The following is a 23212-nucleotide window of genomic DNA, read 5'->3' on the forward strand; positions in this document are numbered from 1 at the left end:
GCAGTCTAGGCGCAGAGGAATTTCAAAATTGCTTTTCCATTTGCCTTGATGTTTGGATTGTAGAATGGCGGCTGGCGCAAGGTGAACGGCAGCACTGTCATGGTTTTGGATACTAAGTTGCAGGCTGCCTGTTTGGTCTTTCTCAAGATCAACAATGACGTGGGGCTTGGTTTTGGGATCGATGTTTTTTTCCGGTTTTTCGGACTCGGCTCTTGAATTTGTGTGGGTTTCGTTTTTGTCTTTGGTGTGGCTTCCGCCGCATGCAAGCAGTGCCCATGCCCCAAACATCATCCAAATTAAGTATTTCACAGCCACTAGCCCTAACGGATTCTTTTGAGCATCGCAAGATACGAAGAGCGCTACTTACTTGGTATCAGAAAAATAAACGCGATTTGCCATGGCGCACGAGCAGTGATCCTTATGCGATTTGGGTCTCGGAAATCATGCTGCAGCAGACGCAGGTGAGTACGGTGATTCCTTACTATGAGCGTTTTATGAAGCGTTTTCCGAGCTTGAAAAGCTTGGCATCGGCAGATGAAGACGAAGTGCTCAAGCATTGGAGTGGTCTTGGCTACTATCGCCGAGCGAGGTTTCTGCATCGCGGTGTACGAGAGGTCCAAGCACGTTACGGAGGCGAGCTGCCAAAAGATGCTAAAGAACGACAAAGCATTTCGGGGATAGGGCGCTATACCGCGGGCGCGATTGGTAGCATTGCCTTTGATCAGCCGGAGGCCATTGTCGATGGTAACGTGGCGCGGGTACTCAGTCGTTTGCTTGGGATTACTGCGCCGCTTGGGAGCAAAGAAAGCGAGCAGCTGCTTTGGGAGCTTGCTTCTTTATTGGCGAAGGGCAGGCAACCGGGTGATTTGAATCAAGCATTGATGGAACTTGGCGCAACGCTTTGTACGCCGAAGCAAGCAAGCTGTGGGCTTTGTCCGTTGAAGGCTAAGTGTTTTGCGTACAAACATGAGCAGGTAGCAGCACTACCCGTCGCTCGAGTGCGCAAGGCGCCAAGGGAGGAGCATTGGGTGACGGTGATGGCGCTTGCAAGTGCCAAGAGTGGTGCGCAAGAGAAGCGTGTCTGGATGGTGAAGCAAGATGGTAGCCGTTTTGCCGGTTTGTGGGGGCTGCCTTCGATGCAAGGCAAAGGCGCAGGAGATGCCCGGCGGATTCTTGGTGAATCTTGTATCGATGCGGTGCTAGAGCGCAAAGCTCGAGGGCATATCGAGCATGTGCTGAGTCATCGTAAGATGAAAGTTGAGCTTTGGTTGGCCAGTGGCGCAAAGGCTCGAAAAAGCTCGACGCGACAGCTTGTGCCCGTTGGAGATATTAAGGGGATGGGAGTATCGACGCTCACGAGAAAATTGCTGGATTTACGAGTTTGCCGGCCATGAGATCTTGCAGCTATAGCTTGCTGATCTCTTGAGTGTGCCGGCAAGCCGCGGTACACCGGCGGCATGTTGGATTTAAAGTATGTGACTGAGCATTTGGATGAAGTGACCGCTTCTTTAAAGAAGCGTGGCGCCTTACCGGACGGACTTGGCAAAATCGCTGATTTGGCCGAGCAACGTCGAAGCTCCATTGTAAAAACAGAGACTCTTCGTTCCTTGCGTAACGATGCAAGTACGGCCATGGCCAAAGAAAAAGATAAAAGTAGTGCTGCCTTTGCCGAGAAGCGTACCGAGCTGAAAGAGCTTGGCGATCAAATCAAAGAACTTGAAGCACAAGCTTCATGGGTTGAATCGGCCATCGAGGAGATTGTTCTTGGCATTCCCAATCTTCCTTCCGAGGGAAGTCCTGTTGGCAAAAGTGAAGCTGACAATCGCTTGTGCCGTCAGTGGGGGCAAAAGCCAGAGATGCACTTTAAGCCCAAAGATCATGTGGATCTGGGTCAAAGTCTCGGTCTATTTGACTTTGAACGTGCTGCGAAGCTTAGCGGTGCCCGATTTAATGTGTTGAAAGGCCATGGGGCTAGGCTTGAGCGCGCGTTGATCAGTTTTATGCTGGACTTGCATAGTGCGGAGCACGGTTATCAAGAGCTTTGGCTGCCCTTGCTAGTCAAAGACAGTGCTTTGCGGGGCACGGGTCAATTGCCTAAGTTTGAGAAAGATTTGTTTAAGATTTCTGAAGATTGGCGGGCTGCGCAAGATGAAGACGCCTCGAAGCTTTATCTTATTCCAACCGCCGAAGTTCCGATTACTAATTTTAGAGCGGATGAGATCTTGGAAGCAAAAGAGCTGCCGCTTGCTTACACGGCGTATACGGCTTGCTTTCGAAGCGAGGCGGGAAGCTATGGCAAAGACACCCGTGGGATGATTCGTCAGCATCAGTTCGATAAAGTAGAACTTGTGCGTTTTGTTAAGCCAGAAGATGGGGAACGGGAGCTGGAGCTGCTTACGCATCATGCTGAAGAAGTGCTTCAACGTTTGGGTTTGCACTATCAAGTTGTCGAGCTTTGTACGGGCGATTTGGGCTTTTCGGCCAAGAAGACCTACGACCTTGAGGTGTGGTTGCCTGGGCAGCAGGCTTATCGGGAGATTTCGAGCTGTTCGTGGTTTGGTGATTTTCAAGCGCGGCGCGCGAAGATCCGCTACCGTCCCGAAGCAAAAGGAAAGCCGCAGCTTGTCCATACATTGAACGGCTCCGGTTTGGCCATCGGACGAACCATGGTAGCTTTGCTCGAGCAAGGTCAACAAGCCGACGGAAGTGTAGTGCTTCCCGAAGTTTTGCATTCTTATATGGGTGGCGTTCAAAAACTCACACCGTGATGAACGAGGTGAAGCGAATTTATGAATCAACGCGTTAAGCCACCGGAGGGTGTTCAATGCAAGGTATCTCTTGCCCAACGAACGACCTTGCAGGTGGGCGGCGCAGCAGAGTTTTACGCTGACGTAAAGAATGAGACACAGCTGCGGTCCTTGTTGAGCTGGTCGGCTGAGCAAAAATTGCCTGTGCATTTGTTGGGCGACGGATCAAACATTGTTGTTGCGGACGAAGGCGTGCCTGGCTTGGTTTTGCATATGGCTTTGCAAGGCCGGAAAGTTGAGCGCAAAGGTAGTCAAGTACTGATCGATGTTGCGGCCGGGGTGTCGTGGGACTACTTGGTTGCGTATAGCGTTACGCAAGGCTGGGCTGGAATGGAGTGTCTGTCAGGCATTCCAGGAACAGTGGGAGCTACGCCGATTCAGAATGTGGGGGCTTACGGACAAGAGGTATCGGAGCTCATTACGAAAGTGAAAGTATTCGACGTTTCAACACAGAAGAGTTTCGATCTTTTAGCAAAAGACTGCGATTTTTCGTATCGAAACAGTTTGTTTAAGAAAAACGATACGGGATTAATTGTCTTGGCTGTGGAGTTCAAATTAGAAGACAATGGTCCTGCAGAAATTCGCTATGCCGAGCTCAAAGAAGCACTGACAGAGCCGAAAGCGGTCACACTTAGGCAGGTGCGACAGACGGTGCTTGAACTTCGTGCGAACAAAGGTATGTACATCGATGCGGACGACTATGTACCTAGCGCAGGCTCGTTTTTCATGAACCCCGTGTTAGATGAGAAGAGCTTTGCTGCGTTTGAGAAACGTTGCCAAAGCAAAGCCCCTTCTTTTGAGATGAACGCTAGCCACCGAAAAATTCCCGCGGCGTGGCTAATTGAAGCTGCCGGCTTCAAAAAAGGTCAGAGCTTTGGACCGGTGAGGATCTCAGAGAGGCACGCGCTTTCGCTAGTCAATCTCAGCGGCGCGACAAGTCGCGATCTTTTGCTTGCTGCTACCGAGATTCAAGACAAGGTCGAAAAAATATTCGGTGTGAGGCTTCAGTTAGAGCCGTGTGTCTGGCCTTAATTAGCCCCTGTCGATCTTGAAGATCTTGAAACCCATACAGTTTTCGCTGCTCCTCAAAATATCGCCGATACTTCAAGATATTCGGACGCCGCAATGCACGCAGATTTGCGGCAAGATGGCTCAACCTTTTTGACTCGCAGCATTCGTTAAGAAGTCTCAGAAGGATTTTCTTCTGTTTCACTTGGCTCTTGCGCCTCTTCGGCTGGTACTTCTTCAGGAGCGTTGTACATGGCTTCGGCGATGCTGAAGGCGCTCATTTCAAGTTCTTGGATAGCTGCACGAATGGCTTCTGCTTCCGGTTCAACGAGAGTTTCTTTGAGCGCCGCTATGTCTTCTTGCACTTTATCGAGAATTGAAGCGTCAACAAATTCGGCATACTCTTTGACGGCGCGTTCTGAAGTGTAAAGCAATGCTTCAGCGCCGTTTTTTAGTTCTGCAAGTTTCCTGCGCATGGCATCTGTTTCTCGATGCTCGTCGGATTCTCGAATGATCTGATCGATTTCTTTTTCATCCAAGCCACTGGATGCAACTACTTTAACTTGCTGTTCGCGTCCGCTTCCTAGGTCCTTGGCGGTGACGTGCACAATACCGTTAGCGTCGATGTCAAATGCAACTTCGATTTGAGGCACGCCTCGTGGTGCTGGAGGAATTGGCGAGAGTTCAAACTGAGCGAGACTTTTATTGTCGGCCGCCATCTGACGCTCGCCCTGCAGTACGTGAATCGGCACGAAAGATTGATTATCAAGGCTAGTCGTAAAGACTTCGGTCAAATGAGTTGGAATCGTGGTGTTTCGAGGAATAATTGCAAAGAAAACACCGCCACCAGTTTCAACACCCAAAGAAAGCGGGGTCACATCCAGGAGTAGAACTTCTTCCATGTCGCCTGAGAGTGCGGCACCTTGGATTGCCGCGCCCATGGCAACGACTTCGTCTGGATTGACACCTTTACTCGGCTCTTTCTCGAAAAACTCTGCGACACGCTTTTGCACCATGGGCATGCGAGTCATTCCGCCGACGAGAATGACTTCGTCGATGTCAGAGACACTTAAGTTAGCATCTTCAAGGACGTTTTTGCAGGGGATCAATGTTCGATCAACTAGTTCGGAGCAAAGGATTTCTAGTTCACTGCGCTTAAAGGTTTGAACAAGATGTTTTGGTCCGGTTGCATCGGCAGCGATAAAAGGAAGGTTGATTTCAGTTTCGTGCGAGCTTGATAGTTCGTGTCGTGCTTTTTGAGCTTGCTCTTTGAGACGTGATAATGCTGCACGATCTTTGCGTATATCGATTCCCGTTGAGCTTTCAAAGTCTTCCGCGAGTTTGACCATAAGGGCTTGGTCAAAATCTTCGCCGCCAAGGTAGCTGTCGCCGTTGGTTGAAAGAACTTTAAATACCCCGTCCGCGATTTCCAAGATAGAAATATCGAAGGTGCCGCCACCTAAATCATAAACAGCCACTTTGCGGACTTCTTTTTTGTCGAGGCCATAGGCAAGTGCCGCTGCGGTCGGCTCATTGATAATGCGTTTGACTTCGAGTCCAGCAATTTTTCCAGCATCTTTGGTGGCTTGTCGTTGTGCGTCGTTAAAGTAAGCAGGAACCGTAACAACCGCTTCAGTGACTTCTTCCCCCAGATAAGCTTCAGCAATTTCCTTCATATGCACGAGAATCATTGCCGAGATTTCAGGAGGTGAGTATTGCTTCCCTTCAATTTCGACCCATGCATCACCATTGGCAGATTTAACAATCGAGTAACTTACGTTATTGGCTTGGGCTTGCGCTGATTTTGTATTGAACGACGTGCCCATTAGACGCTTGATTGCAAACACTGTGGACTCGGGATTGGTTCCGGCGTGTCGTTTAGCTGCCTGACCAATGCGTCGCTCGTTTTCGGCTATAAAAGCCACTACGGATGGTGTTGTTCGCGCTCCTTCAGCATTTGGAATGACTGTCTTGTTGTTGTGTTCGATGACTGCGACACAAGAGTTGGTGGTACCTAAATCGATGCCAATGATTTTTCCCACTTAGTCCTCGTTTGCTTGTACAGCGTCGTCTTCACTTGTAACTGCTTTAGGAGGTTGGGTCTCAGCATCGTCGCTGTATCCCCCATTGGCTTCAACGCTCTTTTGTTTGGGTTTGGCGACAACTACTAACGCAGCTCTCAAGACGCGGCTTCCGATGAGGTATCCTGGTTGGATTTCGGAAAGGATTGTGCCAGGTGCTGCTTCATCGCTTTCTTGTTGTTGAAGGGCTTCGTGAACGGTCGGATCAAATGCTTTACCGACGGTACCAATGCGTTCAATGCCTAGACGCCGGGCTCCATCTTCAAACAATCGCAAAACCATCTGAACGCCTTCGATGAGCGATTTTGCATCCGAGGTGTCGCTGGCGGCTTGTACCGCACGCTCAAGGTTATCAACCACAGGCAACAGTTCTTGAAGTGCTTCTTCTTTTCCTTTGATTTCGGCTGCTTGCAAGTCTCGGCGGGTTCGTTTGCGAAAATTGTCAAAGTCGGCTGCCGTGCGCAAGTAGGTTTCTTTAAGTTTAGTGTGCTCTTTTGCAAGCTTTTCGAGCAAAAGACTTCTCTGCTCGTCTTCGTTTAGCTCTTGGACTTCTTGTTCCTGCGCATCATCTTGCTCGGTCGTTGTCGACTCTACTGGGAGCTCTTGGGTCTCAACGCTTGGACGTTCGTTTATTTCAGCTGGAGGTGCTTCTTTGCTTGTCATGTCGTGATCTGTCATTGATTATTTTCAAGTATTTCACTCATTACTTTAGCTGTATACCCCACAAGTGGCACGATTTTGCCATAATCGATGCGACGAGGTGTGATAACACCTACTGTACCCTCTGTGCTCCCTTGAACTCCATAATTTGCGTAGATCACGCTCAAGTCCTTGGAGCTATCAACGTGCATTTCGGTACCGATGGCGACCTGAACATCTTGAGCAGCGATGGTGTGATTCAGTAATTCAAGTAGCTGTGTTTTGCCCTCTAAGGTACGTAAAATAGCCCGAAGCGTTTCGGCGTCCTTGAATTCAGGGTGCTGAAAAAGGGCTTCCTGCCCTTCGATGAGCAGTTCCGGTTCAGGCTCCTCAGCAGTGGCGGCGCTGACGACAGCAGCCATTTTTTCGAGTAGCACACGGTAAGCCCCGTGCTCAGCGACAATTTCCTCACGCAGCTTTTGCTGCAATTTACGGAGGCTTTGCCCCGAAACGCAAGCATCAAGGTAATTGTGCAGTTGTTCAAGCTCCGGAGTCAGACAGTGGAGTCTGCGGCGCGACAATCCGGTTTTTGACGATGCCCGAGCGACTTACGAGCACAACGAGTAGTTGTTTTGAATCGAGCGGAACGAAACGAATTTGCCTCAGCGTCTCAACCTCGAGTTGAGGTGGAGTAAGGATCGCAGCCGTGCCGGTCATCGATGCGAGCAAGCGTCCTGATTCGCGCAGAAAATCTTGCCGCTGTGAGAATGTGTTGTTGAGATGCGCGGCTACATTGTAGCGGTCCTGGCGAGGTAGCTCTTTGATCTGCACAAGAGCGTCAACAAACACGCGAAACCCGTAGTCGGTGGGAATTCGACCCGCGCTTGGGTGGGGCTGAACGAGGCATCCAAGATCCTCCAGCTCCGCAAGAACGTTACGAATTGTTGCTGAAGAAAGCTTTAGCCCATAACGACGCGCAAGATTCCCAGAGCTAACAGCTTGACCTGTAGCGATGTACTCCGTTAAGGCAGCATAGAGGATTTGCCGTTGTCGATAACTAAGTTGTTTCGTTTCCATGAAGCATGATAGGTGAGAGCCGTGCTCGGAGCTTAAGGCAATAATTGTAACTGGTCAGTCTGTGGTGGCAGCAACGACTTTTTTCCGAGGTTGTCGTATATTCGGCTTAGGTCCTCGGACTTCGTCGTCAGGTACTGATATACCATCCTCCTCAGTCCTGTGGGCGCGCTCGAATCTACGAAAACCTCGAAAAAAGACTTGTCTTCCAGCTTTGCCATCGTGTTCGTATACTTTTTTGTTAACTGCGGACTTTTGTCATCGACTGACCGAGTACCAATAATTTCAGCTTGCGTGTCTAATTTTGGCAAAATTTTGAGAAAAATTGCAAGATGTCCAGTACCTTGAATAATACGATTGCATGGATGTTGCCATTTTTATTGCTAGGTACGGCTGTAGTGGGCGTGCCAATGCTGATGTTTGATTCAAAAGGATTGCCACGATATCAAGCGCTTAGCAGCGAACTGCATCGGGTCGAGAACGTTAATGACAAGCTTGAGCGTGATGTTCAGCGCCTGGAGCATCAGGTCAAAGCGCTTAAAACCGATCGGTCGGCTATAGAGGCTATTGCGCGTGATGAGCTGGGAATGATCTACGAGGGTGAGATAGTTTTTCAGTTTAATCGTTAGGGATTTTTGCAGCGCTCTTTTTTGCGCTCAGAAGATGCGGTAGCGTCTAGGTGCCTGTTGTGACCTCGTTTGCCCTGAATCTCGTTGCTAAAATTGTTTTTCGTGTGCGAAGCACTGCGTCGACATGGTTGGGCTATATCGCCGTTGGCTTATTGGGCGCTCCTGTGGGGCTTGGGGCGTTTCTTCCGCGTCATCGTCCCTATGGCTTTTGGCATTTGGTGTACGTTGTGGCGTGGGTTGCTGTGTTCCTAGCTCGTGTTATGGGCCGGTTTCGCACTTCTTCCTCTGTACGGTATTCTGCAACAACGAGCTCGATGGCGAAGTTTCGCCAGTTGTTTATCGGAAGCATTGGCGCCGATCTTGAGATTGGTTTGCTCTTGCTCGTGGCCGTACAAGCCATGGTGCAGGCGAGTGGAGGTCTGGGAAGTCCCCTTCATCCTTTGGTGTATGTGCTTTTAGCCTTTATGGCTGCTTTTGCCGACCGTTGGGTCGGCATGTCGCTCGTGCTTAGTGCGTTTTTTCTGGAGCTTGTGCTCTACTTTTTCACTGAAAATCAAACCGCACTTCGTCCTTTTCTATTGTATGCCTCTTTTCGGCTCTTTTTCGGTTTGACCAACTGGTTGTTTACGAGTGTTGAAATAAGGCGCGTTCGTCAGCGTTCAAAGCAGGAGTTGGCGACGGCCCAAGCTAAAGTACTTGAAGATGCACGTTTATTTCGTTTGGTGACAGCGCCTGCAGGGCATGAACAACGCGATGACGAGAGACTTTTTCGTTCGAGTGTGGATGAAGTTAAGCAAGCGTTGTTTCATATGCTTGAGCTCCTGCAAGCAACGCTCAACTTACACACTTGTATTTTGCTAATGCTCGATGATTTTGAACACAATCTTCGTATTGTTGAGCTTTCAACCAAGAGCGATGACATTGTTCCGAGTCCAATTCTTAAAGCACACGGGGTTGTCGCTGCGGTTATGGAAAAGCGCGAGCCTGTGGTGTTGTCCAACCTTAGGCTTGGCTACCGAGGCCTTTGCTATTATCGAGGTCCCGCAGAAGTAACCGATTTTGTTGGTATTCCGGTGTTTGAAGGAGAGCAGCTACGAGGCGTGCTATGTGCCGACCGAAAAAATGGTGCGGCATTTTCCCAGGATGAAATTACGATTTTTGCACATTCTGTTCATCAAATACTTCGCGTACTTCAAAATGAACGTGTGTTTGTTCAGCTTGAACAATCAAAGTACGAGCAAACGATGCTCTATCGCGCATCGCAATCGCTCAGTGCGGCGCTTAGTGTAAATGACGTGGTTGACGCTGCAATTGAAGCGACGGCTCAGATCTCTGCTTATGATTTTTGTGCTGTAAGTACCTACGATCGTCACAAACGAAAACACTTGATTCAGCGTGCCGTAGGACGCGGCTCCGAGGCGCTTCAAGGCTTTTCGTTTTCGGACAATACTTCTCTGACAGCCATGGTGGTGAAAACAGGGCATTACCTTCCCTACAGAGGGAGTTTTGATGACAAACAGCAGACTCTCTACACGAAACGCAAAGAGCTTCCCAACATGCGCTCGTTGCTTGTTTTGCCGCTTACGGCACAGGACAAAACCATAGGCACGATTGCCGTGGCTGCCGCGCAGAAAAATGCTTTTTCTTCTGCGATTCGTACCACCTTGCAGGTGTTGTCTACGCAGATTGCAACAGCATTGGCAAACGCTCAAGCCGTCAAACGTCTGGAAGAGCTTGCCACCACAGATGGTCTAACGGGTTGCCTGAATAAGCGAACCCTTCTAGGCGAGATGGAACAGAAAGTTCGTTCAGCGGAGCGTTTCGATCGTAAGCTTTCTTTAGTGATTGCGGACCTCGATCACTTTAAAGCTATCAATGATACTTATGGTCATGCTGCAGGGGACCGTGTCATCCAAGCTTTGGGTACTGTTCTGCAACGTGTCAAACGAGAGACTGATTTGGTGGCTCGTTTTGGTGGAGAAGAATTTTGCCTGCTCTGCGAAGAAACCGATACGGCCGGAGCGGTTTTACTTGCAGAACGCGTTCGTGAAGAGATTGCTGCCAGTGTATTCAATACGGAGCAAGGCGTGATTAACGTGACCTGTTCACTCGGCGTCGCCACCTATCCACGCGATGCACGTGACAAAGAAGGTTTGTTTGAAGCGGCCGATAAAGCGCTATATATGGCCAAACATCAAGGACGTAACCGTGTTTGTGCTTCAACGTAACAGTACCTGGTCAGTCTCTGCCGACTTCGAGCACTTTTTCCGAGGTTTCCGTATATCCGGCTTACCTCCTCGCTCCTCGTCGGCAAGTACCGGCGTACGTGCCTCCTCGTCGCTGCGGGGGCGCTCGAATCTACGAAAACCTCGAAAAAAGAGTTGTCTTCTAGCTTTGTTCTTGTGTTCGCAGTACTTTTTATTAACTGCTGGCTTTTGTCGCGGACTGACCGTGTACTAGCACACCGCAATTTTTGCGATATTGGCCCGTTGGGGTAACGTTAGCCAAGTGTTTTTCTTGAAGAGGCGATGAACACAGATGAGATGGCTATTTATTTTATTGTTAAGTGGGTGCTTTTTTCAAAACGCGAGCGCCCAAGAGCGATTGAAAGATGCGGTGACTGAACTCAACGATCATGCACGTTGGGGACGCTCCTATGCGGCGCTGCAAATCGTACATCCAAAATACCGAGGCAGGTTTAGCGAACGTCGCGAAACGTGGGGCAAGGATGTGCAGATCGCTGATGTGGATATTCAGCAGGTTAAAATGGATGACGATAAACAGGAAGCAACCTCTTCCATACTGGTGAGTTGGTATTCTTTTAAAGACATGCAACTCCAAAACACGATTATCGAGCAGAACTGGGAACGAGCAGATAGTGGTTATCAGCTCGTTAAAGAAAGAGTCGTAGAAGGCAACAAGCACCTCCTCGAGCACTAGGGGGCTTATGATTGATTGCTTTTTTGCCTATGATTAGACGGTTTCCCACGCGGGCCCTGGAGCGGCTTTCCTCCTCGAAAAAACTCCTCAAGTACCAACGTATATTCGTCGCTTTTTCTGCGGGGGCGCTCGCTCCAGAACCCGCGTGAAAAACCGAGTGCTAGATAACCTTGTTTTACCGGAGTTTTTTAGGAACCTAAGCTAGGGGGTGTTTCGCCTGACGCTGTGGTTTTGAAACCGAGATTAAGTAATACCGACGGCTTTTCGCACGCGCTGCATTGTTTTATCAGCAATGGCGCAGGCTCGTTTTGCACCTTTTTTAAGGGTTTCTTCGAGCTCCTTTTCATTCTTACGAATTGATAAAAAGTGCTCCCGCTTGGGGCCCAGCTCAGCTTCAAGGGCTAGGTGAAGGTCTTGTTTTGCGTGTCCCCATCCGTATCCGCCAGCGTTGAGCTTGTCTTTCATGATCTGTTGCTGCTCGCTTGAGGCCACTGCGCGGTAGAGCTCAAAGACAGTACTGCCTTCAGCGACTTTGGCGTCCTCCAAGGATTCTGAGCCCGTCTTGATCTTCATGATGACTTGCTTGAGTTCCTTTGCCGGGGAAAACAAGGGGACAGTATTACCGTAGCTCTTGCTCATTTTTTGGCCATCGGTACCCGGCACAAGCAGAGAATCGTTGATGAGTGCTTCAGGAACAACAAGCGTATTTTCTCCAAACAAATGGTTAAAACGTGTAGCAACATCACGACTTAGCTCGATATGCTGTTTCTGATCTTTTCCTACCGGGACAACATCGGTATCAAAAAGAAGGATGTCTGCGGCCATAAGCACTGGATAATAGAAAACGCCAGCATTTGGGCTTTCGTTTTGCGTCAGAGCGTCTTTGTAGGCATGACCTCGTTCAAGTTGTCCCGTAGCAAGCAAGCAGCTTAGAACCCAACTCAATTCGAAGACTTGCGGCACATCCGACTGTCGATACAAAAGTGTTTTTTCAGGATCGAGCCCACAAGCAAGCCACGTAGCCGCAACATCGTAAACGTAGCTCTTGAGCTTTTCTGATTCACGGAGCGTTGTGAGCGCATGGTAGTCTGCAATGAAAAAGTAAGTGCTGTACTCCTGGCACAGTTGCAGCGCAGGCTTGATCGCACCAAGGTAGTTGCCAAGGTGAGGAGTTGCTGTGGGTTTGATGCCTGTAAGTGCGGTTTTCACGGTGTGCTGTCGTCTGCTGTCTATGCCAGTTAGTTTTTGTTTAGGAGTACAATAAATAACGAGAGTTAGGATAGCTTGTTTTAGTCCTATTTAACTTTATCTGTAGTGGAATGCTTTTCGAGAGCTTTTTTGCCCCAAGGGATCTCGAAGATGTCTTTCGTGCTGCAGTAGTTGAGTCCACCCATACGGCCCACCGCAGCCAACTTTTTCTGATCCACGTGAAACCTTTCGTTAATAAGATCATCATCGGCATGAATCCAAACGACGCGTCCAATAACAATATTTCCGCCGGCAACAGCTCCGGGATTAAGTTCGATAACCTGCTCTAGTTTGCATTCAAAGGCCATTTTGCAGCGAGCAACCCGCGGACACTTTACTTTGATGCTTGGTGAAGCTTCAAGACCCGATAGCTTGAACTCGCTTTCGCCTCTGGGTAGCTCTTCTGCACAAGCTGCCATTTCATATTGAAATTCTTCAGAAACAATGTTTACGACAAATTCTCTGGTGGTTTCGACGTTGAGTAGGGTGTCTTTTTTGCTGCCATCTTTTTTGTTCGCCGGACAAAAAAGCAGGGTAAGAGGATTGCTGCTTACACCCGTAAAAAAAGAATAGGGGGCAAGATTGCTTTCGCCTGAAGCAGATTGGCTCGACACGAAAGCTATGGGCCGAGGCACGACCGATCCAATACATAGTTTGTAACGGTCAGGCTGAGAAATTTTTTCAGGATCAATTTGCATGACGCAACCACCTCCACATCCAAAATAGTCCACCGACGCTCAGAACTAGCGTGGTTGTTGTTAAGGCCAATGATCCTTCAGCGAACATAGCCACGCGCCCGATCGACAGAGCAGCGAGCCCAGCTAGGAAGATTCCCATTAGCGCTTCGCCGGCAATCATTCCGGAAGACATAAGTACTCCTTTATGCTGAGAGTGTTTGCTGTGATCCGCAACGTGCGAAAGAAAAGCACCTGCAAGCATAGGGACAGTTACACCAAAAGGTAAATAAATTCCAACAGCAATTGGCATGAGATGCAAACGAAATACAATATTCTTTTTCGTTGCAAAAGAGTATCTAAAAGCAAAATGATAAGGCCAGAACCCACCCCCTAGACCAGACCATGTCCCATGGCAGACGTTGATCTGAAAAGAAGCCTCTAGCCAAGTTGGCAAACAAGGTGGCCTGTGGGGCGGCAAGCTCGCGTCCGCCAATGCCACCAGGTGTATTTTCATGAAGGAGTTTTAGGACCGGAGCCATCACCACGGCGCCTACGATGACACCAGCAATCTGCATACGTTGCTGCAACTTGGGTGATGCGCCCACAAGATGGCCCGTTTTTAAATCGTTGCAGACGTCTCCCGACGTACACGCGACGCAGCATACGATGCCAGCGACACCAAGCATGGCCGCCATGGCTTCTATTCCTTTAACTCCGGTAAAAGCTGTTGTTGCTAAAATGAAAAGACCGGAGATCAGTACAGCTGTGATCGTCATCCCAGACACTGGACTGTTGCTACTTCCAACCAGGCCCACGATATAGCTGGCCACGGCGGTAAAAAAGAAGGAAAGCACAAACATCAACACGGTAGCGAGAAGGGTTACAGCAAGGTTGTGGGTGAACTCGAAATAGATTCTCGCGATGACAATCACAATTAGTGTGGCAAGCACTGCGATACTTCTGCTGGAGATGTCTTCATCGTCTCCTTCATTGTGATTGTTCCCGTAGAGACGGTCTTTGACATGCAAAAATGCTGACCTGAGGCCGCTTCGTACGCGTATAATGGAATCAAAACCTGCCACGAGCATGGCGCCAACACCGATGTACCGTATGCGGCTATCCCAAATGTGCCAGGCGCTATCGACAGCAGATAGTTCGGATGTCCCTGTGCTGCCGAGCAACGGAATACAAAAGAGCCAAGCAAAAGTCCCACCGATAAAAATCAATAGAGCGATTCGCCATTTTACGATGAAGCCGACGCCAAGCAATGCTGGTGAAATATCGGCGCCAAAATAGAACACACGCTGGTTTCCAAAGAAAAATGCACTTTGAAGGCTATGCGCGATGATTTCAAAGAATCCGGCAAAGATTTTAAACAAGGCTCCGACAGAAGCGCCAATGAATATTGGCAAGGCATTTTGTGTGTGATCGGAGCCCGCTTCAGCGGCCCGCAGTACTTCCGCGCATGCAACGCCTTCAGGGAAAGCAAGGTCTTTGTTATCAACCACGAACACTCGGCGCATTGGGATCATAAACAGCACTCCGAGCAGACCCCCGCTCACGGCTATTCCTGTTGTGAGCCACCAGTTGAAGTCTTCCCATGCTCCTACGAGCACCAGTGCGGGCAGGGTAAAAATGACACCTGCCGCAAGAGACTCCCCTGCTGAAGCTGCAGTTTGAATTTGATTGGCCTCTAGGATAGTGCCGCCTCGAAAGACGACCCGAAGCAATAAGATTCCAACAACGGCAGCGGGAATCGATGCGGAGACCGTCATTCCAACGCGTAGACCAAGATAGACATTGGCAGCGCCCATAATGGCCGAAAGGAGAAGTCCAAGTAGTATCGCGCGTACGGTGAGTTCTTGATGCATAGCGGTCCTTTAATATCGCGATCGGCTGCTTGAGTGTTCTCGTGAGAAGCTGTCTCGTATAGGTTGAGCGAGAATTTCGTAGTTTCCATGAAGAAAATAGCGCATGATGCCCAATGAGACCAAATCTTCGTGCTATGTCACTGTGTAGGCAGCTGCAATGTCTTTGTTATCTGATCTTCTAAGCCAAACCGGTCCGATCGCACGTAGTGTTTCTGGTTACGATCACAGGCCTTCGCAATTGGAGATGGCCGAAACCGTGGCACAAGTTCTCCAATATGGTGGCGTGTCGTTGATTGAAGCCGGAACGGGAACCGGCAAAACGCTGGCTTATCTTCTACCAGCCTTCTTGTCTGAAAAACGCGTGGTTGTATCCACTGCAACGAAAGTTTTGCAGGATCAAATCATCAACAAAGACATTCCTTTACTGGAGCAAGCATTGGGGAGCGACCTGAGAGCGCTTCCTATTAAAGGTTTATCAAATTATGTATGCAAACGCCGTTATCGGAACTTTATACAAAGCTCTGAATTTTTCGATTCTCGCTACGCTCAAGACACTGAACTTGTTCAGCGTTGGATGGACGCCGCAGTATACGGAGAAATCAGTGAGCTTAAACAGCTAAAAGAAAACTCGCTTCTTTGGCCTAAGATCAATAGTGGAACCGATACGCGAATTGGTGCTCGTTGCTCATTTTTTGAGGAATGCTTTGTCACTCAGCTTCGACGCTCTGCAGAGCATGCTCAAGTTTTGGTCGTGAATCACCATTTGTTTTTTGCGGATTTAGCGTCGAAGGGCCCCAACAACAATGGCATTCTTCCTCCCTATGATGCCGTTATTTTTGATGAAGCGCATCAAATCGAAGACGTCGCAACAGAGTTTTTTGGTGTGCGTGTTTCGAGCCATCATTTAGAAACATTGATACGAGATTTGGTGCAAAGCCAGTTTTACCTTGATGAACGAGGCGCATTCGAATTGCTTTTTCGTCAAGTCGAACGTTGTTTTTCAGAGTGTTTCTCGTTGCTTCCAAAAAACCGTGAGATTGATTCACAGCGTTTTGAAATCAGCGTGGAGCATTTCTCTGATGCAGTTCAAAAAAAAATGTTCGAGTTGGATGATGCCTTAGACGCTTTGCAGTCAAGGTGTGACAACTACTCAAAAAAGCACGCGATAGCGGCTCAATTCGTAAAAAGAATACGGAATCTTCGAGATGATATTTCACTTATTTCTGAGGGAGGAAATCGGGACCATGTGATATGGGCAGAGCAGAAGAGTCGCTCTTTGGCAATTGGTGCTAGTCCGATAGATATCTCTTATGTGTTTCGTTCGCAGGTGCTTGAGCGAAATGAAGCTGTGGTTTGTACAAGTGCAACTTTGTCATCCTCATCGTCTTTCAAGTTCATTAGGCAACGTTTAGGTATCGAAGAGGAAGTAGATGAGAAAATCATCGAATCGCCCTTTAATTTCCAAGAACAAGTAATTCTTTATGTAAATGAAAATATGGAGCTGCCTAATACCGCTACCTACAATCAAAGTATTGCCGAAGAGATTATTTCATTGATCGAGCTGAGCAAAGGTGGCGCATTTGTATTGTGTACTTCACTAAAATCCATGCACGAGCTTCATACGCTATGCGCAAAGAGACTTGGGTTCAAGTGCTTGATGCAGGGTCAGGCTTCCAAAAATGAGTTGCTTAGTGAATTTAAGAAAGATGCTAATGCTGTGCTCTTTGGTTCTGGGAGCTTTTGGGAAGGAGTTGATGTGCCAGGCGCTGCACTGCGCTTAGTTATCATCGACAAGTTGCCTTTTGCGGTCCCGACAGATCCTCTTTTGGTCGCACGAGCGAAAGCTATTGAAGAACGCGGCGCATCGCCGTTTATGGATTATCAAGTTCCTTCGGCGGCGCTCGCTCTAAAGCAGGGTTTTGGACGGTTGATTCGTAGCAAGTCAGATAAAGGCATTGTCGCGGTGCTGGATTCGCGGCTTGTAAAAAAGGGTTACGGAAAAGTGCTACTACGCGGGCTCCCTTCATGTCCTATCATCAAAAATTTTGATGAATTAAAAATACGCTATAAAGATCTTTGCCCGAGTGTTGTAACGTTAAAAAGTGAAAACGAATTAGAAGTGCGTGTGTTTTAGAGCTACACGGCGGAGGTGAAAAGTTTTTTCTTTTTATGTTTGCTCGCTCTTCATGTCGTGTTTGAGTAAGTTTTTGGTAAGCATGGTTACGGCCTCTTTTTGTTTTGAACTAGGCGTGTTTGCTCGTGTTGCCGAGATTTGTTCGAAGCGAATGGAGGTGCTTCCGACAACGATAACGTCTCCTGGTTTGAGAACTGCTTGGCTTTGTTTAATGCCATTTACAAAAGTGCCGTTCTTGCTGTGCAGGTCTTCGATCCTAACTTTCCCTTCATCAACAGAAATCACAAAATGCTCGCGTGAAGCATCTAGATCGTCCAAGGTCCAGTGGACATCTCGACCACGCCCGACGATCCAGCGGCTTTGGTTCTGGCTGATGCGAAATTCTTCGCCTTTTTGCGAAGCTGTTTCGATGACGAGCCTGGCTTCGTTTGGGGCAAGCTTGCTTACAGCTGGGCTTTTCGCTCGATGCGTATGAATAGTCATCTCTTCGGGCATGATGGCGTTGATCAGTGCAGCAATTTGCGCGGAGTCGATGCGTAGCGATTCAGGTATCGCATGGTAGAGCATGCTTCGTAGTTCTTGGGCTGTTTGAGGGCGGTATTCGGGATCTTGAGCCAAAGTTTTCATTACCAGGTCATCTAATTTTTCCGGTATCTGTTCGTTAATTAGGCTTGGCTGTGGGATGGGGGCTCCGCGCAAACGATCCATGAGTTCATCCGTACTACTCACGTCAAACAGTGTTTCCATGGTCAATAGCTCCCAAAGCACCACGCCAAGAGCAAATATATCTGTGCGTCTATCGATAATTCTTCCCAAGGCCTGTTCTGGTGCCATGTACTGATATTTGCCTTTGACAATTCCAGAGGCTGTTTTTTCTTGGTGGTTAGCGGCTTTTGCAACTCCGAAATCGATGAGTTTTACGTAGCCCACATTCGCGATCAGGACGTTAGTGGGGCTTACATCACGATGAACAATATTTAGGAATTGGCCATTGTCGTCTCGTGTTTCATGTGCTGCATGAAGACCATCCGCAATGCGCATGGTAATGGCGCAAGCCAGTTCTGTGGACATACGTCTGCCCTGTCTTCGCAAAGCGCGCGTCAGTTCACTTAAAGAGCATCCTGGAACGTATTCCATGACTAGAAAGTGTGTACCTTCCCATTCGCCGAACTCTTCGACTTGCACCACGTTTGGGTGTTGAATGCGTGAGCAGAGCATCGCTTCATCCACAAACATTCGGACGAAGGTTTGATGGCTCTCTAGCCGTGGGTGAATTACTTTAATAGCAACTCGCCTGGAAAAACCTGCTGCTCCCCTGCGGCGGGCAAGGTAGAGTGTTGCCATACCACCTGTTTTCAGATGGGCAAGTATCTCATAGTCACCAATGATATCGCCTGGACGCCACATGTTTCACTTCATTTTGCCTGAAGTGCGTCGTTTTTTGAAATAAGCGACTTTTGGGCGTTTCTCCGTGGAATTATTCCTTGGAAAGACAGTCGTAGTTTAGCTCAAAGCCTGTAAGGGTGGGTGTGACCGTTTGATCACTGGAGGCCTTTAGGACTGCTTTGACCTGTAGGTACGGCAGGTGATCAAACTGCCCATCCGCTTCTAAAGCTGCGCCGATATCCACGGGTCCTGTTTCGGGCGGTGTTGTAAAGACTAGCGGTGTTGCTGTATCAAGCCCCGCTACCGTTTCCGAAGTTGAAATTTCCCAGCGCACAGCACTATTGGATGGAGTCGATACTGTCCACGATAAATCTCCCCAGTCTGGACGTTCCGTGTTGTGGCACTGACCAGAGCTATCGTAGTTACGCCAATACGTGCCTGTAGCTGGGTAGGTTCCGGTGGATGCGCCAGGGACAACGATCGTTACATTTACTGTGTCTAGCACGTAACTCCCATCTCCTAAGAGGTCAATTGTAAAGGTATAAGTGCCCGGTGCGGTGATGGTTGTGTTTTCAAAGCCAACCGAGAACTGCACGTTCGTTCCAGGCAAGCATCCATCAGTAGGATTAGGCCCGCCGTACCATGTGGCGTGCGTTACGCCGCAACGAGCGGCCGACTCGGCTGTAGGTACGGTGGCGATAGAGGTAACGAATTCCGTTTCATCTACAGCGGCAGTGGCGAGATTGTCATTTACACGCAAGGTGATATTCATGCGTGAATAGTTGGCAAGCTCGCTAATAGCTCTGACCACGATGCTGCTCAGACCGGAGCCGTCTTCGCTGATATGGTAGACAAGTGGATCGCCGTCTGCATTAACTGAACCGGTATCGTAAGCAAGCTGTCGCATGACTGATTCGCTTTCTGAGTAATCTTGGGCGCATTCGACAGGACCGTAACTGTCGCACACATCCGTGTTTCCGCAAGTAGTGCCATAGCTATCACATACAGACCAGCATGCGTAATACGAGCTACAACCACCTTGGTCGCAGTACGAGCCACTGCCGCATTCTTGATGGGAACTAGTGCACGCAGGGATGTCGCAACGATATTCGCTATGGCTTGCCAAACAAGGTTGATCGCAACTATAGCGCGGCGGATCTCCAGAGTTGATACTGATCACTTTGGCCCCAATGGCGTTTAGTTGTGACACCGTATCGGAATAACCAGGCGCAGGCACATCGTATTCTTCGGCAAGTGCTGGACCGTTATGGGATTTTGCGTCCGAGAACATGACAACGATGGGTATGGCACCTTCTCTAAAACAAGGGTATCCAAATTCACCTGCTGCACAACCGGTCTGGGGCGGCGTATAGTAGCCATAACCTGAGGGCCATGAGCCGATGCCGAGGTTAAATACACTTGCAGAGTTGATAACACCTTCTACCAGCACATAGTAAGTTCCTGGATCGAGTTCCCGGTGAATCGTTGAGTTCGGTGAGCTTGAATAAGCCGCTGCACATGTTTGTAGATTACCTTCATCGACGCTGTCTTGATACAGCCTTAGCATGGTGTACATATGGCTTTTGTTTGTGGTAATGAGCACTTCTGATCGTTCACTCAATGTGAACTTAAAGACTGTGTCGTTTCCGGTGCCAGTATTTCCGTAACAATCTAAGCCGGTGTAATCATCGCTGTAATACCAGTTGTATGAAGCTGTTTGGTAAGTTGTCCATGTGCCACCGATATCGCCCAAGTCGTAGGCATTGCTTTCGTTGTCGCCCAGTGAGGGGCCGATAGTGAACTGGAATGTTCCGGGGTCTGTCTGATGGTTTACACAGGAATCCAGGACGACGTAATAGGTTCCCGGAGTGATAGTATCGACTCCAACTTCGCCACCTTGACTTCCAGCATAGGCTGAAGTCCAAGACCAAATCTCGTTGAATCCACTATCATAAATCATTACTGTGGCGTCGTAGTCTGTACCATAGGTCGACCATGTGTAGGATTTTTCTTCGGTTACCGTAAAGGTAAAAACAGCGTCTTTGCCCGAATTGCCTGAAGCGCACCATATGTTGGCGTTGTAGCTGAGATCTTGCAATTCGCCGGTAACAGAGCTCGCCGCGTTCGTAATATCACCCAGATCGTAAGGCGCTCCTGCTCCGGCAATACCCGAAGAGATTTCAAGTGAGAAGTTGCCCCTTTTCTGGGAAGCGTTTAAGTTTCCGTCGATAACGACATAGTAAGTTCCTGCTGTTAACCCTACATTTAGATAGGATGCATCATCGCAGTCCACGTCGTTCCATCCAGCATCCATGATATTGATTGTGGGAGGAAATGCTGAGGCCGTGGCATCAAATATCACAGAGGCATCGCTTGTTAGATAGAACTGGATGACTACGTCTTGGGAGTTGATATCGGCGTCACAATAGCCAGCGGTGGTCCAGTGACCGTATTCGCTTGTGAAATTGGTGGTTGTGCCGGTAACAGTTATTCTATCGGAACTGGGGTCGAAGTTGCCGATGTTGTAAGGCCTGAGTTGCTGCTCTCCCTCAGCAAGTGGAGCGACGTTGAGCTTGAAGTTACCGGTGCCGTAGCCGTCAACAATGGCGTAGTAGGTATGCCCTGGTATCGCTGTAAATTCGATCTTTGAGTCAAGATCACTCCCGTCGATGTCGTCGTTGCAAGCGATTTCAGTGGTGGCACCATCTCGAATGCTTAGGGTGGTATCAAAAGCTGTAGTTCCGGAGGTTGATATGACCAAGGGCGTTGTTGTTGATACGCTAAAGGAAACCACAGCATCTTTATTTGAGCCCCCACAGCTGTCAGTATAGTCATTGGAGAAGCCAGAACTGTTTTTGCCAGTGAGCAGATGACGCGTCGATGAAACATCCCCGAGTGAATAAGCTGTAGCAATCGTATTGTTGCCTGAGCTACGAATGTCAACATTGGAGGGAGCTGCGGGAGGTGCTGGTAAAGCAAAACTCGAACTTCCAGAAGGTACGGAAAGTGTAGTGGGCGTTTGACTAAGGTCTACTTGATAGAGGTACTCATCGGCTGTGGTTGAATACGATTCTGTATATGGAAGGCCAAGGCCTGAGGCGACGCTCCAGAGCGCTGGACTTTGTGATTCGGGGTAGTCATCGCCGCATTTAGCAACAAGCTTGTCCACTGCGCTTTGCACAGCGGGACGATCATTATAGATGATGTTTTGAAGGTTGAAGTACGGAACGTCGTGTGTTGTACCCGTTGCTCCGTCATCGCACGAGCCGCTTCCATCGCCGTGTGGAGCAAGAGGATAGTCATCGAAATAGCCCACACCAAAGGCTGCGTCTGCGATGTCACAAGAGATCGCGCCCATCAAACCTTCATATGCGGCTGGAACACTGTCGGGATAAAGATCCAATCGCACAAAGGTGTCCGTCCAGTCGCCACCCCCCTCGGTGTATTCAAATACAATCGTATGCGAACCTACGGTGAAGGCATGCGTGTAGGTTCCTGAAGTGACAGTTGATGGAACCACTTCAACACCGTCAATGACAAGGCGTGCCGTGTCTGTATCCCAATTGCCAACATCATCCGGGATCGTATAATTAAAAACATAGCTAGCAGTACTCGAAATATCGAGTGTCGCGGACCAGCGCGCAGACATTAGGCTTTCATCGAAATCCGTGCCGTCAAGATAAAATAGTCCGGGGTTAGGCCAATCCCAGTTAAAATCGATGTATGAATCTGTTCTAGACAATGATGGCGAACCGCTGAAGGTATCATTTTCGTAATAATCCCCGGACCAATCAGAAAGCGTTCCGCCATTCAATCCGCAAAGAGTCGGGTTTGTGACATAGGTACCAGTGGTAAGAGATGCTTTTAGGTTGTCGATCTCATCTTGCATGGATGCAGTCGTATCCATCAAGAAGTAAACATCGGCGTAGCGTACTTGGGTGGAGATATCCAAGGGGTCGTAGACTGCCGGATCACCTACGGCAAGCACGTGAAAGATATCACCGTTTTCAGTAAAACCGTCGCATCCTGGATCGGATACACAGGCGCCTGGCTCGTAAGCATCTGGAACGCCGTCGCCGTCTGTGTCAGTTAAGCCACCACCGCCGCCACCGCCACTGCCATCTAGAATAATACCGCCACTTCCCGAATCGTACGTGACATCTGAGGAATTGGATGCGTTGAGATCGGTTCCCACAGGATAGTCTGTTGAGATATTGCAAGTGGGATTGCATGGGTTGCAAGATACGGGTCCTGTAATGGCGCCTGAAAATGCACCAGGGCGAGGCAAGGTGTAGTGCTTGTCCATGTTGCAGATGCCCCAGCTTCCATCAACACATGTCCGAGTGCCGCTTTCACATTGCAGAGTCGTATCTTCGATTTTGCTTAGTGCGTAGCAAGGTTCGGTATCGCCGTCGGTGCATGGTCCGCCTGCGTAAGGTGCACCACATTCGGTGGCGCGACTCGGATCATGATCGTCACAGTCTCCGCCCTTGTCGCAACCACGTCCGTATTTATCTCCATCGATATCGACACAACTGTTTGGATCGGTCGGCGTCTTTGTATCGTCGGTGGAATCAACTGGTGCGGATTGCTGTCCGCAGGATAAAAGAAAACCCAACATTAAAAAGATGGGAGCAAGTTTGTGTTGCGAGTTTGCGTTGCGTGTAAGAATCGACGTACCCTCCAGAGCGCCTAGAGCACTTCCGAACTGCAATTAA

General features: G+C 49.0%; 18 protein-coding genes. 7 read left to right on the forward strand and 11 right to left on the reverse strand.

Annotated elements, in window-relative coordinates; all coding sequences use genetic code 11:
• Positions 1 to 5 precede the first annotated feature (5 nt).
• A complete protein-coding gene (locus tag IPJ88_04185) occupies positions 6 to 266 on the reverse strand; it encodes a hypothetical protein (GenBank protein ID QQR90936.1) in 261 nt (86 codons plus the stop codon).
• A gap of 9 nt (positions 267 to 275) precedes the next feature.
• Between IPJ88_04185 and mutY the strand changes: the two genes are divergently transcribed.
• The 3 genes from mutY to IPJ88_04200 all read left to right on the forward strand — a co-directional run bounded on the left by mutY (position 276) and on the right by IPJ88_04200 (position 3839).
• A complete protein-coding gene (gene mutY, locus IPJ88_04190) occupies positions 276 to 1394 on the forward strand; it encodes an A/G-specific adenine glycosylase (protein ID QQR90937.1) in 1119 nt (372 codons plus the stop codon).
• A 63-nt stretch (positions 1395 to 1457) separates the two neighbouring features.
• Positions 1458 to 2768, forward strand: a complete 1311-nt coding sequence (gene serS / locus IPJ88_04195; protein ID QQR90938.1) for a serine--tRNA ligase — start codon at positions 1458 to 1460, stop codon at positions 2766 to 2768.
• Between the two features lie 21 nt (positions 2769 to 2789).
• Positions 2790 to 3839, forward strand: a complete 1050-nt coding sequence (locus tag IPJ88_04200) for a UDP-N-acetylmuramate dehydrogenase (protein QQR90939.1) — start codon at positions 2790 to 2792, stop codon at positions 3837 to 3839.
• 146 nt (positions 3840 to 3985) lie between these two features.
• On the opposite strand, the gene dnaK is transcribed toward IPJ88_04200, so the two are convergent.
• Genes dnaK through IPJ88_04220 form a run of 4 tightly spaced genes read right to left on the reverse strand, consistent with a single transcriptional unit; the run spans position 3986 to position 7612 of the window.
• Complete coding sequence (dnaK, locus tag IPJ88_04205; protein QQR90940.1) at positions 3986 to 5857, reverse strand: molecular chaperone DnaK; 1872 nt, start codon at positions 5855 to 5857, stop codon at positions 3986 to 3988.
• A complete protein-coding gene (gene grpE / locus IPJ88_04210; protein QQR90941.1) occupies positions 5858 to 6574 on the reverse strand; it encodes a nucleotide exchange factor GrpE in 717 nt (238 codons plus the stop codon).
• Positions 6571 to 7116 carry a hypothetical protein gene (locus IPJ88_04215; GenBank protein ID QQR90942.1) on the reverse strand — a complete coding sequence of 182 codons (546 nt, stop codon included), beginning with the start codon at positions 7114 to 7116 and terminating at the stop codon, positions 6571 to 6573. Before IPJ88_04215 ends, grpE begins: the two co-directional genes overlap by 4 nt.
• Positions 7076 to 7612 carry a hypothetical protein gene (locus tag IPJ88_04220; protein ID QQR90943.1) on the reverse strand — a complete coding sequence of 179 codons (537 nt, stop codon included), beginning with the start codon at positions 7610 to 7612 and terminating at the stop codon, positions 7076 to 7078. The genes IPJ88_04215 and IPJ88_04220 overlap by 41 nt, the downstream gene beginning before the upstream one ends.
• Positions 7613 to 7941: 329 nt before the next feature.
• Between IPJ88_04220 and IPJ88_04225 the strand changes: the two genes are divergently transcribed.
• The 3 genes from IPJ88_04225 to IPJ88_04235 all read left to right on the forward strand — a co-directional run bounded on the left by IPJ88_04225 (position 7942) and on the right by IPJ88_04235 (position 11178).
• On the forward strand, positions 7942 to 8238 hold the full coding sequence (locus tag IPJ88_04225; GenBank protein QQR90944.1) for a septum formation initiator family protein: 297 nt from the start codon (positions 7942 to 7944) through the stop codon (positions 8236 to 8238).
• Between the two features lie 50 nt (positions 8239 to 8288).
• Positions 8289 to 10466 carry a diguanylate cyclase gene (locus IPJ88_04230; GenBank protein QQR90945.1) on the forward strand — a complete coding sequence of 726 codons (2178 nt, stop codon included), beginning with the start codon at positions 8289 to 8291 and terminating at the stop codon, positions 10464 to 10466.
• 310 nt (positions 10467 to 10776) lie between these two features.
• Complete coding sequence (locus tag IPJ88_04235) at positions 10777 to 11178, forward strand: hypothetical protein (GenBank protein QQR90946.1); 402 nt, start codon at positions 10777 to 10779, stop codon at positions 11176 to 11178.
• A gap of 243 nt (positions 11179 to 11421) precedes the next feature.
• On the opposite strand, the gene trpS is transcribed toward IPJ88_04235, so the two are convergent.
• The 4 genes from trpS to IPJ88_04255 all read right to left on the reverse strand — a co-directional run bounded on the left by trpS (position 11422) and on the right by IPJ88_04255 (position 14974).
• Positions 11422 to 12387 (reverse strand): tryptophan--tRNA ligase, encoded by a 966-nt coding sequence (gene trpS / locus IPJ88_04240; protein ID QQR90947.1) that lies wholly within the window; start codon positions 12385 to 12387, stop codon positions 11422 to 11424.
• A gap of 86 nt (positions 12388 to 12473) precedes the next feature.
• Positions 12474 to 13124, reverse strand: a complete 651-nt coding sequence (locus tag IPJ88_04245) for a flavin reductase family protein (protein ID QQR90948.1) — start codon at positions 13122 to 13124, stop codon at positions 12474 to 12476.
• A complete protein-coding gene (locus tag IPJ88_04250; GenBank protein ID QQR90949.1) occupies positions 13114 to 13413 on the reverse strand; it encodes an OPT/YSL family transporter in 300 nt (99 codons plus the stop codon). The genes IPJ88_04245 and IPJ88_04250 overlap by 11 nt, the downstream gene beginning before the upstream one ends.
• 46 nt (positions 13414 to 13459) lie before the next feature.
• Positions 13460 to 14974 (reverse strand): oligopeptide transporter, OPT family, encoded by a 1515-nt coding sequence (locus IPJ88_04255; protein ID QQR90950.1) that lies wholly within the window; start codon positions 14972 to 14974, stop codon positions 13460 to 13462.
• A 157-nt stretch (positions 14975 to 15131) separates the two neighbouring features.
• Here IPJ88_04255 and IPJ88_04260 point away from each other — a divergent pair, with 157 nt between their 5' ends.
• Positions 15132 to 17108, forward strand: a complete 1977-nt coding sequence (locus IPJ88_04260; protein QQR90951.1) for an ATP-dependent DNA helicase — start codon at positions 15132 to 15134, stop codon at positions 17106 to 17108.
• A 33-nt stretch (positions 17109 to 17141) separates the two neighbouring features.
• On the opposite strand, the gene IPJ88_04265 is transcribed toward IPJ88_04260, so the two are convergent.
• Together IPJ88_04265 and IPJ88_04270 are read right to left on the reverse strand one after the other, a co-directional pair.
• On the reverse strand, positions 17142 to 18515 hold the full coding sequence (locus IPJ88_04265) for a protein kinase (protein QQR90952.1): 1374 nt from the start codon (positions 18513 to 18515) through the stop codon (positions 17142 to 17144).
• 70 nt (positions 18516 to 18585) lie between these two features.
• Complete coding sequence (locus IPJ88_04270; protein ID QQR90953.1) at positions 18586 to 23115, reverse strand: hypothetical protein; 4530 nt, start codon at positions 23113 to 23115, stop codon at positions 18586 to 18588.
• Positions 23116 to 23212 lie beyond the last annotated feature (97 nt).

The sequence above is a fragment of the Myxococcales bacterium genome (assembly GCA_016699535.1).
GTDB lineage: Bacteria > Myxococcota_A > Polyangia > Polyangiales.